14 protein-coding genes are annotated in these 16,625 nt (G+C 45.2%); 10 read left to right on the top strand and 4 right to left on the bottom strand.

What is annotated here, in order from left to right; all coding sequences use genetic code 11:
• Positions 1–42: 42 nt before the first annotated feature.
• Positions 43–1,026, bottom strand: coding sequence for an ion channel (locus tag FS373_RS13690; protein ID WP_144047987.1), 984 nt, complete (start codon positions 1,024–1,026; stop codon positions 43–45).
• A 276-nt stretch (positions 1,027–1,302) separates the two neighbouring features.
• Here FS373_RS13690 and prfB point away from each other — a divergent pair.
• The 5 genes from prfB to amt all read left to right on the top strand — a co-directional run bounded on the left by prfB (position 1,303) and on the right by amt (position 10,104).
• Positions 1,303–2,401, top strand: a protein-coding gene (gene prfB, locus FS373_RS13685) for a peptide chain release factor 2 (protein ID WP_185976889.1) whose coding sequence is annotated in 2 segments (ribosomal slippage) — positions 1,303–1,377 and positions 1,379–2,401 — 1,098 coding nt in all. Because the reading frame shifts where the segments join, the coding sequence is not laid out codon by codon here.
• Between the two features lie 105 nt (positions 2,402–2,506).
• Positions 2,507–4,015 (top strand): lysine--tRNA ligase, encoded by a 1,509-nt coding sequence (gene lysS, locus FS373_RS13680; RefSeq protein ID WP_144047985.1) that lies wholly within the window; start codon positions 2,507–2,509, stop codon positions 4,013–4,015.
• Positions 4,016–4,907: 892 nt separating this feature from the next.
• On the top strand, positions 4,908–7,109 hold the full coding sequence (locus tag FS373_RS13675; protein ID WP_407695614.1) for an EAL domain-containing protein: 2,202 nt from the start codon (positions 4,908–4,910) through the stop codon (positions 7,107–7,109).
• Positions 7,110–7,739, top strand: a complete 630-nt coding sequence (locus FS373_RS13670; RefSeq protein ID WP_144047983.1) for an SGNH/GDSL hydrolase family protein — start codon at positions 7,110–7,112, stop codon at positions 7,737–7,739.
• A 187-nt stretch (positions 7,740–7,926) separates the two neighbouring features.
• On the top strand, positions 7,927–10,104 hold the full coding sequence (amt, locus tag FS373_RS13665) for an ammonium transporter (RefSeq protein WP_144047982.1): 2,178 nt from the start codon (positions 7,927–7,929) through the stop codon (positions 10,102–10,104).
• 39 nt (positions 10,105–10,143) lie between these two features.
• Here the strand turns inward: amt and FS373_RS13660 are convergent, their stop codons facing one another.
• On the bottom strand, positions 10,144–10,776 hold the full coding sequence (locus FS373_RS13660; RefSeq protein WP_152829636.1) for a pseudouridine synthase: 633 nt from the start codon (positions 10,774–10,776) through the stop codon (positions 10,144–10,146).
• Between the two features lie 300 nt (positions 10,777–11,076).
• Here FS373_RS13660 and nagB point away from each other — a divergent pair, with 300 nt between their 5' ends.
• From nagB to FS373_RS13640, 4 genes are all read left to right on the top strand, one after another.
• Entirely contained in the window at positions 11,077–11,868 is a 792-nt protein-coding gene (nagB, locus tag FS373_RS13655; protein ID WP_152829635.1) for a glucosamine-6-phosphate deaminase, read from the top strand.
• A gap of 192 nt (positions 11,869–12,060) precedes the next feature.
• Entirely contained in the window at positions 12,061–12,648 is a 588-nt protein-coding gene (locus FS373_RS13650) for an SRPBCC family protein (protein ID WP_144047979.1), read from the top strand.
• 115 nt (positions 12,649–12,763) lie between these two features.
• Positions 12,764–13,444: a nitroreductase family protein gene (locus tag FS373_RS13645; RefSeq protein ID WP_144047978.1), complete on the top strand. Its 681-nt coding sequence runs from the start codon at positions 12,764–12,766 to the stop codon at positions 13,442–13,444.
• 310 nt (positions 13,445–13,754) lie between these two features.
• Positions 13,755–14,648, top strand: a complete 894-nt coding sequence (locus tag FS373_RS13640; protein ID WP_322619499.1) for an ion transporter — start codon at positions 13,755–13,757, stop codon at positions 14,646–14,648.
• Between the two features lie 50 nt (positions 14,649–14,698).
• Here FS373_RS13640 and FS373_RS13635 read toward each other — a convergent pair whose 3' ends face one another.
• Together FS373_RS13635 and hutW are read right to left on the bottom strand one after the other, a co-directional pair.
• The gene (locus FS373_RS13635) at positions 14,699–15,031 is read right to left on the bottom strand and encodes a DUF2956 domain-containing protein (protein ID WP_144047976.1); all 333 of its coding nucleotides are present in this window, start codon (positions 15,029–15,031) and stop codon (positions 14,699–14,701) included.
• Between the two features lie 46 nt (positions 15,032–15,077).
• Positions 15,078–16,319, bottom strand: a complete 1,242-nt coding sequence (gene hutW / locus FS373_RS13630; RefSeq protein ID WP_227992778.1) for a heme anaerobic degradation radical SAM methyltransferase ChuW/HutW — start codon at positions 16,317–16,319, stop codon at positions 15,078–15,080.
• 3 nt (positions 16,320–16,322) lie between these two features.
• Between hutW and FS373_RS31995 the strand changes: the two genes are divergently transcribed.
• Complete coding sequence (locus FS373_RS31995; protein WP_227992759.1) at positions 16,323–16,538, top strand: hypothetical protein; 216 nt, start codon at positions 16,323–16,325, stop codon at positions 16,536–16,538.
• Positions 16,539–16,625: the final 87 nt, after the last annotated feature.

The following is a 16,625-nucleotide window of genomic DNA, read 5'->3' as shown; positions in this document are numbered from 1 at the left end:
TCATTTGCTGATTATCTTTTCCTAGATTCCTAGATTCCTTGCTTACCGAGTCATCTTTTTTACAAACACCACCACGAACAGGGCTATGGTGAAACTGCCGGTGAAGGCTTCTATTGCCGCAATGGCTTTTGAAAAACCTATGGGGGTAAAGTCGCCATAACCTAAGGTAGTAAAGGTCACCACCGAATAATAGATACAGTTAAAAAATAGAAATAGGTTGGTGATGAAGTCGTTGTCCGTGTTGAACACGTGCACATGACTGTCGTAACTCAGACCGGTGAAAAGGTACAAGATGGCGCAGACTAAGATCAGTCCCATAGAGAAGCCGATAACGCGCATTGGTGCCTCTCCGTAGCCGCAAAAGATATCGATTGTCTTAGAGACGAAGCGTTTGAAGCTATGTTTGGGCATCTGATGACGGCGCATGGTGAGCTCTTTACGGATATACTCACCCGACATAGCAAATAAACCCTCACGTTCGGCGGCTTTTCTCAGGTCTCGGTAGATCTCTTCGGCTTGTTCGAAGTAATCTCTGGCCATCTCCTTTTCGCCAACTTTGACCGCTTCTAATGCGAGCTTCTCTTGTTTTATTTTCTTGCCAATTGAGATGTTCTCAATCTTGGCACCATTCCACTTGATACCAAGCAGGTTAGTGCCGACTAAATTGGCGCAGTGTACGTTGGACTCCCTCAGATCCGCCTTCATCAGGCTGGCATTGTGCAGGTTTAGATTGAATAGATGAGCCTCTTGCAGATCGGCACGGTAGAGTTCGGCATTGGTCATATCGAAGCCAGTCTTTTGATGGTGACGAACCAGATCGATGCCATGGAGCTTGGCACGTTTGAGGCATATTCCTCTGAGCATGCCACCACTGCGAGCAAATTGCTCTAGATTGGCTATGTCTTCAGGTTTATCTTTGATGATTTTAGGATCATGCCAGTAACACAATCCTGAAGGCTGTGCTGGTTCTGAGCAGGAGTAACCTTCATCTTCGTGGTAGCAACATGTTGGGGTTTTATCGGTCATGATGCAAGTATAGACAGGAGACTTCTGCTTTGTGTGAAGCGGAGACATTAAATATTTGATACGTCATCAGTTTAGGTAAGTTTTCCATTTTTCTGCAATTCTGGTTTTAATTCCTGGGTGTTTAGCTGACGGTTGAAAGACTTAGTCTTCAAACCTAAGCGTATTAAGCTCGAAATAAGCGCAATTCATCTCTTCGAACCACTAGTGGTATTCTTTCGATTAAGTTAAAATAACGGGTTCGCAGTTACTGCCTAATCTATTTTGAGTTGAAGAGATATGTTTGAAGTAAATCCGGTAAAATTTAAAATCAAAGATCTTGCAGAACGTACCCTTAGCCTTCGGGGGTTTCTTTGACTACGATGTTAAGAAAGAGCGTCTGGAAGAAGTTAGCCGAGAGTTAGAGAGTAGCGATGTTTGGAATGACCCGGATAATGCCCAAGCCTTAGGTAAAGAGCGTGCAGCATTAGAATTAATCGTTAAGACCATCGACGATATGGATACGGGTCTCGAAGATGTCGAAGGCCTGCTTGAACTCGCTATCGAAGAGGGTGATGAAGAGACCTTTAATGATGCAAGTGCCGAGCTCGATGCGTTAGAGAAACGCCTTGAAGACCTTGAGTTTCGCCGCATGTTCTCGGGTCCCCATGATATCGCCAATAGTTATCTGGATATCCAGTCTGGATCTGGTGGAACCGAGGCTCAGGATTGGGCCAATATGGTGCTACGTATGTATCTGCGTTGGGGCGAGGCACACGATTATAAACCTGAACTTATCGAAGTGACTGCGGGTGATGTTGCCGGTATTAAAGGCGCAACTATTAAGTTTAACGGTGAGTATGCATTTGGTTCCCTGAGAACCGAAACTGGTGTTCATCGTCTGGTACGTAAATCACCTTTCGATTCATCGGGTAAGCGCCATACCTCTTTCTGTTCGGTATTTGTCTATCCTGAAATAGATGATTCCATCGAGATTGATATTAATCCATCGGATCTGCGTATCGATACTTATCGCGCTTCCGGTGCTGGTGGTCAGCACATCAACAAGACTGAATCTGCGATCCGTATTACTCATCTGCCGACCAATACTGTGGTGCAGTGTCAGAATGATAGATCTCAGCATAAGAACCGTGATGCAGCGATGAAACAGCTGAAGGCTAAGTTGTTTGAGCTTGAGATGCTCAAACAAAATCAAGAGAAGCAGGCGGCGGAAGATGCCAAGTCTGATATCGGTTGGGGCAGTCAGATCCGCTCATACGTGCTCGATGATGCGCGTATTAAAGATCTGCGCACCGGGGTTGAGAGTCGAAATACCCAGACCGTCTTAGATGGCGGACTCGACATGTTTATCGAAGCCAGCCTTAAATCTGGTTTGTAATACTTACAAATTTTTACCCACTTTATGTGTATCGGCTCAGTAGAACTGAACCGATTGAACTAATTTATTTTAACGTGTGATCTGTAACATTTACGAGAGAAGAAGATGACTGAACAAGTACAAGACGAAAACAAGTTAATTGCAGAGCGTCGTGCCAAGCTTGAGCACATACGCGCTAACTGCCCTGCAAATGGTCACCCAAACAACTTCGATCGTAAACATAAAGCGGCAGACATTCAGGCTGAATATGGTCAATACACCAAGGAAGACTTGGAAGGTATGGCCATTCAGCGCTCGATCGCAGGTCGTGTCATGGCCAAGCGTGGTCCATTCCTGGTTATCCAGGACGTCAGCGGTCGCATCCAGGCATACGCGGGTAAAGACGTTCAGAAAGATCTTAAAGCCACATTCCAGGGCTTAGATATCGGTGACATTATCGGTGTTACTGGTCAGTTGCACTTGTCTGGCAAGGGCGATCTCTATGTGAACATGGAAGAGTATCAGCTGCTGACTAAGGCGCTGCGTCCACTTCCTGAGAAGTTTCATGGCCTGACGGATCAAGAGACACGTTATCGCCAGCGTTATGTCGATCTTATCGTTAACGAAGAGTCTCGTAATGCCTTTATCATGCGCTCTAAGGTGGTTGCTGCTATTCGTAACTTCATGATCAAGAAAGAGTTCATGGAAGTTGAAACGCCTATGATGCACACCATCCCAGGTGGTGCTACGGCGCGTCCGTTTATCACTCATCACAACGCACTGGATATCGAGATGTATCTACGTGTGGCTCCTGAGCTTTATCTTAAGCGTCTGGTTGTCGGTGGCTTCGAGCGTGTGTTCGAGATCAACCGTAACTTCCGTAACGAAGGTCTATCTCCTCGCCATAACCCTGAATTCACTATGATGGAATTCTATATGGCCTATGCTGATTATAAAGATCTGATGGACTTGACCGAAGAGATGCTCAACTCTATCGCCACCGAGCTTTGCGGCTCTCCAAAGCTTCCATACGGGGAGCACACGGTTGACTTTGGCGGTCCATATGCGCGTCTTAGCATGTTAGATGCTATTAAGAAGTACAATCCTGACAATGAGACTATTCAGTCTATGACCTATGAAGAGGTTAAAGACGTCGAGTTTATGCGTAATTTGGCTAAGAGTATTGGCATGACAATCGAGAAGTTCTGGACCTGTGGTCAGCTACTCGAAGAGATCTTCGGTGAAACAGCTGAGCCTCAGTTGATGCAGCCTACCTTTATCACAGGTTATCCAGCGGATATCTCGCCATTGGCACGTCGTAACGATGAAAACCATTTCATCACCGACCGTTTCGAATTCTTCATCGGCGGCCGTGAAGTCGCTAACGGCTTCTCTGAGCTTAACGATGCTGAAGATCAAGATCAGCGTTTCAAGGCCCAGGTTGCCGCGAAAGATGCTGGTGATGACGAAGCCATGTTCTATGATGCAGATTATATCAGGGCTCTCGAGCACGGCTTACCGCCTACGGCCGGTCAAGGTATCGGCATCGATCGTTTGGTGATGTTGTTTACCAACACGCATACGATCCGTGACGTGATCTTGTTCCCTGCTATGCGTCCTCAAGCTCAAGGCTAAAATTTGAACTAGAAACGTTAAACTTGGCTTTGGATTGACTTGACTTGACTTGGGTGTTGCTTGCCAATACCCAGCCCATATCAATCCGTGACGTGATTTTGTTCTCGATTATACGTCCTCAAGATCAAGGCTAAACTTTCATCAAGAAAGTCAAAAAAGTGATAAAGGCAGCTGAGCTAAATACTCAGCTGCTTTTTTTATGATTAAAGCCGGATAAGCACCTACGCCCAGCTCATATCAATCTGTGACGCAATCTTGTTCCCTGCCAAAAATCACTCAGAGTAGACCACTTGTTCATACTGATTGGTATAATATAGGCTCGATGATATCAAGCTGCAGGGATGATTCCGTTTACGTTACTAGCATCATAATTTTAATATCCCTATGCGTGATTAATCCCTGGGTTAGTCGACTAGCAGAATATAATCAATGTTTAAGATGTTCCTGTGGCTGGTACATTTATATATCGACAGATACACTATTTTTAATATCATTTTAATTATTGATTGAAGTTTTTCTCTGATTTTTATAGCTTAAGCGGTAGGTTGTAAAATGATGATTAAAGGTAACCTTGTTAGATGTATAGGCGGAGTAAGCTAATGTTTGAGTTTATGGCACTATGATAGATATCCCTATTTCATTGAAGTATTGGCAAAATTGGCAAAATTCTGTCGATTTACTTTCGAGCTATGCTCAATGTGATGTCGTACTAAGGGTCATAAACGCTTCGGAGCAATACTGTCCCCAATTAAGTTCTGCTTCTCTCGGTAATCATCAGGTTTTAGATGAAAACTGCATTTCAGATTTAGCCAATTATTCTCATATTATAAAGTGGCCATCAAGGGCACTGTTTGGTTGCTTATCTTTATGTATTGAGTCTGAAAAAACAGAGATGAATCCACTCAAAAACTCTGAAAATAGAGATGTTGAACTGGTCAAGTTTGAGTCTTTAATCACATTATGTATTAAAAATATTGAGCTGGAATTAAGCGAAATTTATCGTGAGCATCAACAAAAAAATAAACTAGAACGTGGACCAATAACGTCATTAGAAAATGTAAATCTGCAACTTTTTATAGACAGTTTAAAAGAGCATATTTGGATAAAAGATACATCTGGTCGTTACATGGTGTGTAACCAAAGTGTTGAGAGGGCATGGGGGAAAACTCGCGAAGAAATTATCAGCAAAACTGATGAAGAACTTTTCATTGCCGATTTAGCCAGCGAATTTATTCAAGCTGATTTTGATGCCGTTGATAAAGGCATCCAGATAGTAACAGGGGAATGCAAGGGACAAGATGAAGATGTTGATAAATATTGGTTAGAAACGTCTAAAGTACCACTGGTGGCGGAAGGCGGTGAACTTTTAGGTGTCATTGGTGTTTCCAGAAATATCTCTCAGCATAAAGCGGTCCAGGAAGAATTAGAATTAACTGGAAGGGTATTTGAAAACTCTGTTGAAGGTGTGATGATCACCGATAGAAAAGGTGAAATTATTGAGACTTATGGGGCTTTTTCTGAAATCACGGGCTACTCAAAAGAGGAAGTTGTGGGAAAGAATCCTCGTATGTTTAGCTCGGGGCGCCATGATAACGCTTTCTTTGCCGAGTTATGGAGTGGATTAATCCATAAAGGCAAGTGGCATGGTGAGATATGGAACAGGCGTAAAAATGGCGCGGTATTTCCGCAAATGCTAACCGTCAGTTCGGTATTTGGTGAGGACGGTGAAGTGCGTTACTTTGTCGCCGTGTTTGCTGATATCACGCTTCAAAAGAGAAGTGAAGCTGAGCTTGCACATCAGGCCTACCACGATCCTTTAACTAAGCTACCCAATAGGATGGCGTTGATCTCACTGATTGAACAGGACATTCGCCACGCAGAAGTTCAACAGGGACAATTGGCGACGGTATTTATCGATGTTGATCTATTCAAACATATCAATGATAGCTTTGGTCATCTGGCTGGCGATAAAATTTTAGTGGAGTTAGCAGGCCGTTTAACTCGCCAGAAAGGATCTGAAGACACCTTGGCTCGAATAGGTGGCGATGAGTTTGTTGTTTTACTACCACAGGTAGAGGGAAATGAAGAGCTGACATTAGCCTTGAGCAAACTCAGAAAGGCATTTGAGCAACCATTTTTTATTGATGACAAGGAGCCGATAAGACTGACTGCTAGCATGGGAGTGTCGGTGTACCCTCATGATGGCAAGGACAGTTATACCTTGCTGAGAAATGCAGACTCTGCAAAGCATAGAGCTAAACAGGATGGTCGTAATAGCTACGCTTTTTATACAGAATCTTTAACCAAAGAGTCTATCGAGCATTTGAAGTTACAGAGCGCTTTACATGATGCGTTAGACAAGCAAAATTTTCATCTGGTTTATCAACCTAAGCTTGATTTTGTGACCATGCAAACGACTGGCTTTGAAGCATTATTGCGTTGGTGCGACCCCGTACTTGGCAATGTCTCTCCTGATAAGTTTATTCCAATCGCAGAGAAAATTGGCTTAATTAATGAGATAGGTTCATGGGTATTGAAAGAGGCGTGTCAGCAAGGCGTTAAATGGATCTCTCAAGGAAAAACATTCGGTCGCATTGCGGTTAATGTAGCGGGCCAACAATTACAGCGAACGTCTTTTGTTGATGAGGTTAAGTTGGTGCTAGAAGAGACTGGTTTGCCAGCGAGTGCATTAGAGCTTGAAGTGACAGAGAGCTTTATGATGTCAGACCCTGAGGTTGTGATACGTGACTTGCAACGATTAGGTGAGATGGGGATTGAACTCTCAATAGATGACTTTGGCACCGGCTATTCATCGTTAAGTTACTTAAAAAAATTGCCTATACATAAACTGAAATTAGATCAGTCATTTGTTAAGGATCTTCCTCTAGATCTAAACAATAGCGCGATAGCGAAAGCTGTGATCGCTTTAGGGCAAGCTTTGAACCTTAAGGTGATAGCCGAGGGGGTCGAGAATGAAGCCCAAGCGGCATTTTTAAGAGATAATGGATGCCATGAAGCACAAGGATACCTTTATAGTAAACCCATGTTACCCGAAGCCCTAAATGACTTTTTAATAGATAGAGTACACTACTAGATGAAAAACATATTGTGTTTCGGTGATTCAAATACTTGGGGTTATGAACCTGTAGTATGTAAGCGTTATCCCTATGATGTTAGGTGGACAGGTGCGCTTCAAAAGAGGCTTGGCAGTCAATATCGCGTCATTGAGGAAGGGCTAAACGGGCGAACATCAGGGGTTGATGAACCAGGGCGCGACTTTAGAAATGCTGCTCGTTACTTCCCTATGCTGCTTGAGTGCCATAGACCATTGGACCTTATTGTGATCATGCTAGGTACTAATGATCTTAAGTCTCAATTTAAGCTTACGTCATCGGCTATTGCCCTAAGTGTGAAAGGACTCTGTGAGATGGTACTCAATTGCGAATATATTGAGAATGCTAATACTCAACTACTGCTCATTGCACCGCCTCATGTGGCTAATCTCCCCGAAGAAGATATCCAGGTTTTTGCTGGTGCCAGAGATAAGTCTCTGCAATTGGCTACAGAGTATAAGAAGGTCGCGGATGAGCTAGGTATCTTGTTTCTGGACGCGAGTGAGATTGTTGAAACAAGCGATGCCGATGGATTGCATTGGATTGCGCAGCAGCATCAGGATTTCGCTGCAGTATTAAGTGACAAGGTATGCAGCATTTTTGCCCATTGATGTCCTTTTCTTGGCTCTCTTAATTAGCTGAGGCTACAGTTTTGTGTCCAAGTGCTCCATCATTATCTCCATCATTATCTCCATATTTTCCCATATAATGTCTTCAAGTAAGCCTCGACTTTGAGCGCTATTGATTAAGCTATAATTACTGTCACTAGCATTGGGGTTTGAGTGTTAAGGCATAATATTGGACGTTGAACTGGCAAAAATAGTAGAACTGCAAAATATCATGTGGATATTGATTGCCACAGGTAGCGTGTTGTTTATGCAAGCTGGATTCTGTTTTTTGGAAGCGGGATCGGTTCGGTCTAAGAATAGTATCAATGTCGCGGTAAAAAACTTCTGTGATTTTTGTTTGACCTCTGGCGTTTTTTGGATCGCTGGTTTTGGCATCATGTATAGCAGTGCCGGACACATGTTCAATCTTGATTACTTCTTTATTGCGATTACCGATTCACCTAAATTACTCGCCTTCTTCGTATTCCAGCTGGTTTTTTGCGGCACAGCTTCGACAATCATGTCGGGAGCAGTCGCCGAGCGCACGACCTTTTCCGGCTATCTGATTATGGCCTTTTTCGTCTCAGGTGTGCTATATCCGATTTTTGGCCGATGGGCGTGGAATGGAAATTTTGAGGGACTCAACTTAGGTTGGCTCAATCAATTAGGCTTTGTCGATTTTGCCGGTTCGAGTGTGGTGCACTCTATCGGCGGTTGGGCCTCCTTAGCGGCTGTGATGGTGATAGGCCCGCGCATCGGCAGGTTTTGTGAAGCTAGTACTCCTATTCAGGGGCATAACATCCCCATGGCAACGGTAGGCACCATCATTCTCTGGTTCGGTTGGTTTGGCTTCAACGGCGGGAGTAGCCTCAAGTTTGATGACACAATTCCCATGATTATCCTAAACACTAATTTGGCCGCAAGCTTTGGCGCCATCTCTGTACTCTTGCTTACCTGGTATAAGCGCCAGAAACCCGATGTGCCTCATGTGCTCAATGGGGCATTAGCCGGCTTAGTGAGCATCACAGCCAGTTGTAATGCCGTGTCACCTCAACAGGCTGTGTTGATAGGTTTATCTGGTGGTGCTATTTATCTTGCTAGCACTAAGGTTTTGGAACATTTTAAGATAGATGACGTGGTGAAAGCGGCTCCGGTTCATGGTGTCTGCGGCGCATGGGGAACTTTATGTGTTGCGCTATTTGGTAGTGCCGAGGTACTCGACACTGGCTTGAGTTTCACTGGCCAAGTCGGTGTTCAACTCCTGGGCATACTCGTTTGTTTTATTTGGGCATTTGTCCCTACCTACCTTTTTTTAACCTTGATCCAAAGGTTCATCCCCTTAAGGGTCAAAGCCGAGGATGAGATAAGAGGGCTTAATACCTCAGAGCATAATGCCAACACCGAAGTATTGGATCTACTTCACGCGATGGAGAAGCAGAAAAACGAAAGTAACTTCGGCATGAGTGTCCATGAAGAGCCCCATACCGAAGTCGGCCAGATAGCCAGAGAATATAACCGGGTACTCGCGGTGGCCCACAGTGAAATGGAGAATACCAATAAAGCTAATGCCGAGTTGATGGCCTCGTTTAGAGAATTACAGCGGGCTCAGACCCAACTGGTTGAGTCTGAGAAAATGGCATCTCTAGGGGGACTCGTGGCAGGGATCGCTCATGAGATCAATACCCCACTGGGCGTCAGTGTGACCGCAACGTCTTATTTGGAAAGAGAGCTTAGGATCTTAGAGTCTCAGTATAAGGCGGGAGACCTGACGACCGAAGATGTAGAGAAATTTCTCCAGGGAGCGAACGAGGGCACAGGTATCATATTGATCAATTTAACTCGGGCTACCGAGTTAATTAAAAGCTTCAAGATGGTTGCGGTGGATCAATCATCAGATAAGTGCCGTGAGTTTGACTTGAGGGAATATATCGATGAAGTACTCTTTAGTCTTCAACCTAAGTTTCGAACTAATCAACACAGTATTGAGGTTTCTTGCCCCGAAGGGATAGTTATTTTCAGTCATCCCGGAGCTTTAGCACAGATCTTAACCTGTTTTTTAATGAATAGCCTGCATCATGGATTTGAGCAAGGAAACATAGGTGAAGTTCACATCGAGGCGAAATTAACAGCTGGAGATGTTGAGTTGGTTTATCGGGACAATGGCCAAGGGATTGATGCAGATAGCTTACAGCGAATTTTTGAACCATTTTACACCACTAAGCGAGGTAAAGGCGGCAGTGGACTCGGACTGCATATCGTCTTTAATCTGGTGACTCAGACCTTAGGTGGCACTATCACCTGTCGTAGTGAGCGGGGTGAGGGGGCTGAGTTCACTATCAAGTTCCCCGTCAAGCTTGAAGAAGCCTAGATCTAGCCCTAGAAAGAGTCAAGATGCAGAACTAGGTAGCTATAAAACTCTGGTGATTTCAGTCAGCTCAATGACTTCTCTTGGCTGCATGTCATCTAGTTTGATATTGCCAATACGTACTCGAACTAGCCTCATGGTAGGAAAGCCTGCGGCTGCGGTCATCTTACGAATTTGGCGGTTCTTGCCTTCGCTGATGGTGATAGATATCCAACTCATGGGACCATGCCTAGGGTCTCTTATTTTTCTGCCATTACTCGGAAGTTCAGGCTCTCCATCTAGCTTGAAAACCTTGCAAGGGAGCGTGAGGTACTTTTCCCCCTTGATGCCTATCTCGACTCCCTGCCGAAGACGGATTATCGTCTCATCATGAATATTACCGTCGATCTGGACATAGTATTCCTTCTCCACCTTCTTACTGCGGACTCGATGACTGACCATGCCATCGGTTGTCAGTAACAAGAGGCCTTCTGAGTCATGATCTAAACGCCCAATCGCCATGATCCCTGCAGGGAAGTGGGCCAGGTCACCGAGCAACTTCTTGCTCTTTCTGGTTTCGGGGACAAATTGACTCAGAAATCCATGTGGCTTAAATATCTTGTAGTGGCGATGGGGCTCACTTTGGTCTGAGTTAGAGGATGAGGTGGAGTCAGCTTGAGAAGAGGTATCAGGCATTGGTGAGTGTCATAAATGGGTCAAAGAGATGTGTCATTATATCCTTTAAGCCCTGATGATGAGTAGTCTAGTGGATGTTGCTGATAATATTCCTCTTACAATAATAAATGACAGCGTTGTCATTCGGCGTTATAGTAATGTTAAAATTGCCAGGTAAGAGTATAAATAAGACGAGTGAGCCACATTGAGTAAGTAAAGTGGTTTGGCGGCGGCATCTATACTTAATGTTAATTTAACTGGCTACAAACCAATTATTTCATAGTCTTGAGCTTAGCTCTAAGTCAAAGTGAGTCGAACATCATGCAAATAGTCATCTTAAAAAACAGTGCTGAAGTTGCCGAATATGGCGCTAATATCTTTATCAAGCAGCTGCAAAGTAAAGCGGACTCAGTGTTAGGCCTTGCTACTGGCTCTACACCTGTCTCTCTATATCAGAGCTTGATCAGAGCCAATAAAGAGCAACAGATCTCATTTAAAGATGTGACCACCTTTAATCTGGATGAATATCTTGGCTTAGAAGGCACTCACCCTCAGAGTTATCGACACTTTATGAACCAGCAGTTGTTCGATCATCTAGATATCGATAAGGCTCAGACTCATGTACCGCCGGGTGATGCCGAAAACCCTATAGAAGCTTGCGTCGGTTATGAGCAGCTGATTGAGGCCGCCGGAGGCATAGATATCCAACTTTTAGGCATAGGCCGAAACGGTCATATTGGTTTTAACGAACCTTCATCTGGTTTGATGTCACGCACTAGAGTTAAGACCTTAACTAAGGCGACTATCGACGATAATGCCCGCTTCTTCGCAGAAGGTGAATATCAGCCTCATCTGTCGATCACCATGGGCATTGGCACTATCCTAGATGCAAGAAAAGTCGTGCTACTGGCTACTGGCGAGAGCAAGGCCGAGGCGATCCTCGCGACGGTGGAGGGCGCGTTGACTGCTGCATGCCCGGCATCGGCATTACAGTTACACAAGAATGCAGTGCTTGTGATTGATGAAGCGGCAGCCTCTAAGCTGTCAGATCGCGACTTTTATAAGCATATTGAAGCTGAAAATCAAAAGTTATTGGCGCGGCTAGCCAAGTAAGCAGCCAATCTTGTACTCATCCCGCACACGATTAAGGACAGCTAAGCTGTCTTTAATCGTTTCATATTACTCGCTACCAAGTTCTGAGCCATACTTTTAAGGGATTACAGCTGGCTTTGAACAAGTAGTAAGCAAGTTGTATGTTATAACGATTAGTATTAACTTTTAAGTCAGCTGGTTAAGGAGAACATCATGCTGCGGAAAATGACTATTCTAGTCGCTGTCATCATAGCGATTCCTTTCGTCTTGGCACTATTTGTTCAGAAAGATTATTCGGTGATCACCAGTGTCACCATAGACAGGCCAGTCGCCGAAGTCTTTGACTATGTGAAGCATCTTAAAAATCAGGATAATTTCAGTGTCTGGGCGCAAATGGATCCAACAATGGAGAAAACCTATAAAGGTGTCGATGGCACTGTGGGTTTTGTCTCGGCATGGAAGAGTAATAACGAAGAGGTGGGTGTAGGTGAGCAGGAGATCATTAAGATTGATGAAGGTAAGCGAGTCGATTTTGAACTGAGATTTATCTCCCCCTTCGAAGCCACCGAACCTGCATACATGACCACAGAAGCGCTTGGTAGTGATAAAACTAAGGTGAGCTGGGGATTTCGTGGACACATGAGCTACCCAATGAATCTGATGTTCCTATTTATCGATTTTGAAACACTGATTGAGAATGACCTCAGTCAGGGATTGGACAAGCTTAAACTATTACTTGAATCGGATAAGACTATACCTGAGAAGACGATAAATACAGACGTTATTGAGTCTCTTGATTAGGCTTCCGGCTAGCTTTGATCGAGTGTACTTCTATTTTAGCATTTGCTGTCACTGGTGTTTTCTGTCTGGTTTGCTAGGTTAGACAAAGAATAAAAACAAGGAGTTTATTGAAGCTATGAAACAGACTGAAGACCATCTGCCCCTGACTGACTTTATCGAGTACAGCGAAGAGGAGATGCTCGAACGAGCACAGAGTAATTACCAGGAGGTCAAGAGGCGTCATAGCATTCGCCAATTTTCAGACCGAGCCGTGCCCCAAGCTATTATCGAGCAGTGTATTCGAGCCGCTGCAACGGCGCCCAGTGGCGCAAATCATCAGCCTTGGCATTTTGTCGCCATCAGCGACCCTGAAGTGAAGGCGCAGATCCGCCATGAAGCAGAGGCACTGGAACGTTCTTTCTATGAAGGACGAGCGGGCGAGGAGTGGCTCGATGCACTGAAACCATTAGGTACCGATGCCAACAAGTCTTATCTTGAGCGTGCTCCCTGGCTTATTGCTGTATTTTCGCAGAAGCGTGGTGGCATAGATAATGATGGCAGTAAGATCAATTATTATGTTCACGAATCGGTCGGCATAGCCACAGGTTTCCTATTACATGCGTTACACCATGCAGGATTGGGCACATTGACACATACCCCTAAACCCATGTCTTTCTTGAGTAAGGTGTGTGGCCGGGATAACGATGTGGACCGTCCCTATATGCTTATCGTCGTGGGCTATCCAGACCAAGATGCGACGATTCCCGAGCATGCTACCAAGAAGAAGGCGTTAGCAGAGATAGCTACATTTAACTAATTTAGCTTCTAGCTCTAGTTAGGATCAGGCTTCGACAAAGGGCACCTCAAGTGTCCTTTTTCAATGCGATTAGCGATTTTTTCGTATTTCCAATGTTAGCGACTCATTAATAAATGCTTAAGCTTGTGCTGTTATACTCCGTCGGCTGCGACTGTGGCTAAACTCCCCCTTATTCCTTGTTCCCCAGAACACTCGAGTGTTAATCCACATTTTAGAACCGCACTGTTAGTTATTTTATCAAGTAACTATTACATCTGACTACTCAATATAGCGAGTAGCTAGAATCTGAGCATATTTATAGGAGAAAGCCGTGCTGGCGAATGTGTCTGTTTTACAGAGCAAACTTAAACTTATCGATAACAGTAAAGCGTTTCAGGGCTTTGTAATTTTCGTCATCATAGTCTCAGCGCTTTCTATAGGCGCGCACACTTATCATCTACCATCTTGGATGGAGAAGAGCTTGCTTGCGCTCGATGTGGGTATTACCGTCTTCTTCGCCGTCGAAATTGTCATACGTTTCCTTGCCAGCGATGGACCAAAGAAGTTTTTCAGTAATGGCTGGAATATTTTCGATACCTTGATCGTGATAGGCAGCCTGATCCCTGCTGGGGGAGCTGGAATTCTCATCGCCCGTTTGCTACGGATCTTCAGGGTGTTGCGACTGGTGTCCATGATCCCCGAGCTTCGCATGCTGGTGAATGCGTTATTCAAAGCGATTCCCCGTATGGGCTATATCGCACTGCTGATGTTTGTCATTTTCTATATCTATGGTGCCATCGGCAGCATGCTATTCGCTCATATCAATGACTTCCTCTGGGGCGATGTCTCGGTCGCTATGTTGACCTTATTTAGAGTATCGACCTTCGAATCCTGGACCTCTGTGATGTATGAAACCATGGCTGTCTATCCGCTCAGCTGGATCTATTATCTGAGTTTTATCTTCCTGACAGCTTTCGTGTTTCTCAACATGATGGTAGGCGCGGTTTTGGATGTTATGACTCAGGAAACTGCTGCTATGCGGGCCGAAGAAGAAGCCGAAGAGGTTAAGAAACTCGCGCCATTGGTTGAATCAACGAATGATGACAAACCTGCCAGTGCAGCCGATGTAGCGGAGCTGAAGGCTCAGATTTCCGAGCTTAAAGGCATGTTGATGAATAGTGTGCAAGGGGCACAAAGTACTCAAATGACGCAGAAGGTGGGTTAAAGCTTAAGGTTTCAGTTCCTAGAACCTAGGTTTTAGGAACTAATGACTTTCTACTTCATCAAGCTGAAACCAATAAATCCAATCCAGCTGATAACGAGCAAGCCCCAAGGTAGCAAGTGTACATTGGACTGAGCTGTTACTTCAGAAGTCTCACTCTCTGTTGTCGGAGCGGTTTTAGCCTTGGCCTTGATATCTTGCTTGCGGGCTCTATCTCGGTCGCGGGCCTTGTTTTTGTGTTGCTTCTTATATTCGGCGATACCTTTCTCAATACCTGCGGCAATCAGTTTAGTCCGCTCTTTGGTTTGTCCTGGCTTTTGAGTGGCTTTAGCCACCTTCATCGCTTCATTTTTTGTTTCGTCGGAGACATTTTTCGCCGCAGCCATCTATAGAATCTCAAGATTTTTTATTGGCTGCGACTATATCACATGACTAGAAGGGATTCTGTTTCAGGTAGGCAAACAGGCCTGTTTGCAGATTCACATTCCAGAAGCGTCCCGCCAGAGTTTGGGTCATGATTTTGCCGCTAAGCTTGACCAGGCCATTCGTTTGCCAGGCGGAAAAAAGGGGCATTAAGTGACTGACCAGTTCAGTATCAAAGTCAGATAAGGCCAGCACTCCACTGTCTAATCCAGCTTTAAACTGGCTATCCAGAGCGGCCGACGGGTTAGGTGACATCACCATGCCTGGTACTTGCGACGGCAGCGTGTCTGTAGCTTGCGACTGAGCTTGGTGCCACTGTGACAGGTCACGAGCATTCATCATGCCGTGACCATGCATATTTCCCCCTGCGCCAGCGCCAAAGGGAAGAATCTCTATGCCACTCTTAGCTAAGGAGTTATAGATGCTACGTTCCCGGTTATCTCGGCGCCAATGGCAACTGGACAGGCGTTGCCAGTTTGAGGATTCTAATAGGCTGGCTCCTGCGGCGTACATACTTGCACGAGTCTGGCTGTCGACGGCGGGGGCGAGTGTTTGCTTCTTTTGTTTGCTCGTTGCCTTCTTTTCGGCCTGATGACTCAACTTTGTGCCCTGTAGCCCGATAAGCTGATAGAGATCCACTCCGTGGACGCCGGATTGGATGACATCTTGCAGATCTTGTTGCCATATCTCCATGGTTTGACCCGGTAGGCCAAAAATAAGATCGGCAACGATCGAGGCACTCGGGTGCTCGCTTAATTCTTGTAAGCGCTCGATCAGGGTTTCTCTGTTATCGAAGCGGCCAGCGGCGAGTCGAACCTGAGTGTCGAAGCTCTGTACTCCGAAGGAGAAGCGGTTAAAGCCTGAGGATAGTGCCGCATCGAACTTAGCATGGGTGAAGCCATTGATGCGTCCCTCCAAGGTGATTTCAGCGTCTTTAGCCAAGGGAAAGGTTTGAATAGTCTTGCCTATGATGGCTATTTCGCTGGCTTGCATGTCCGTCGGCGTGCCACCTCCCACATAGACGGTATCGAATGTACCGCTTTGGACGAATGGGGTTTTAGAGGCGATATAAAGTTGTTTAGATAGTTCATCGACATAGTGGCTAATGCGGGCCGGGTTGGAGCCATTTTCGAAGAAATTACAGAAGCTGCAGCGTTTGCGGCAGAAGGGAAGGTGTATATATAAGGCTCGTTGTGTTGCCGATGTCGGGCTTGTCCACCAGGTTTGCCATTGCTGTGGAGTTAAATTCAGCGGATGACTCCCACCTCGCCCCGCCCCGCATGGGGGGCACTCTTGACTGTGAAGGCAAATTTAAGGGGGGCGGGACTGGATATCCCAGTCATCGAGGGGGTTAAAACAGGGCTGTTTACGTCATTGTTTAGAGAGTTATGGATGTTATTCACTGGACATTCGCTGAGAGCGACTCGACAAGGATTACTTGTTGATAATGATAATCACTATCATGTTTAGGTTTGTTGCTTTCGATCAAAATATGATGAAGTGAATTGTAAAGATTGCCTGGCAGAGTCGATGACTGCCAGGCAGTAAATACCTAGA

This window comes from Shewanella sp. YLB-07, assembly GCF_009377275.1.
Note: the sequence above shows the minus strand (reverse complement) of the source record. Positions and strands in the feature narration are given on the sequence as shown.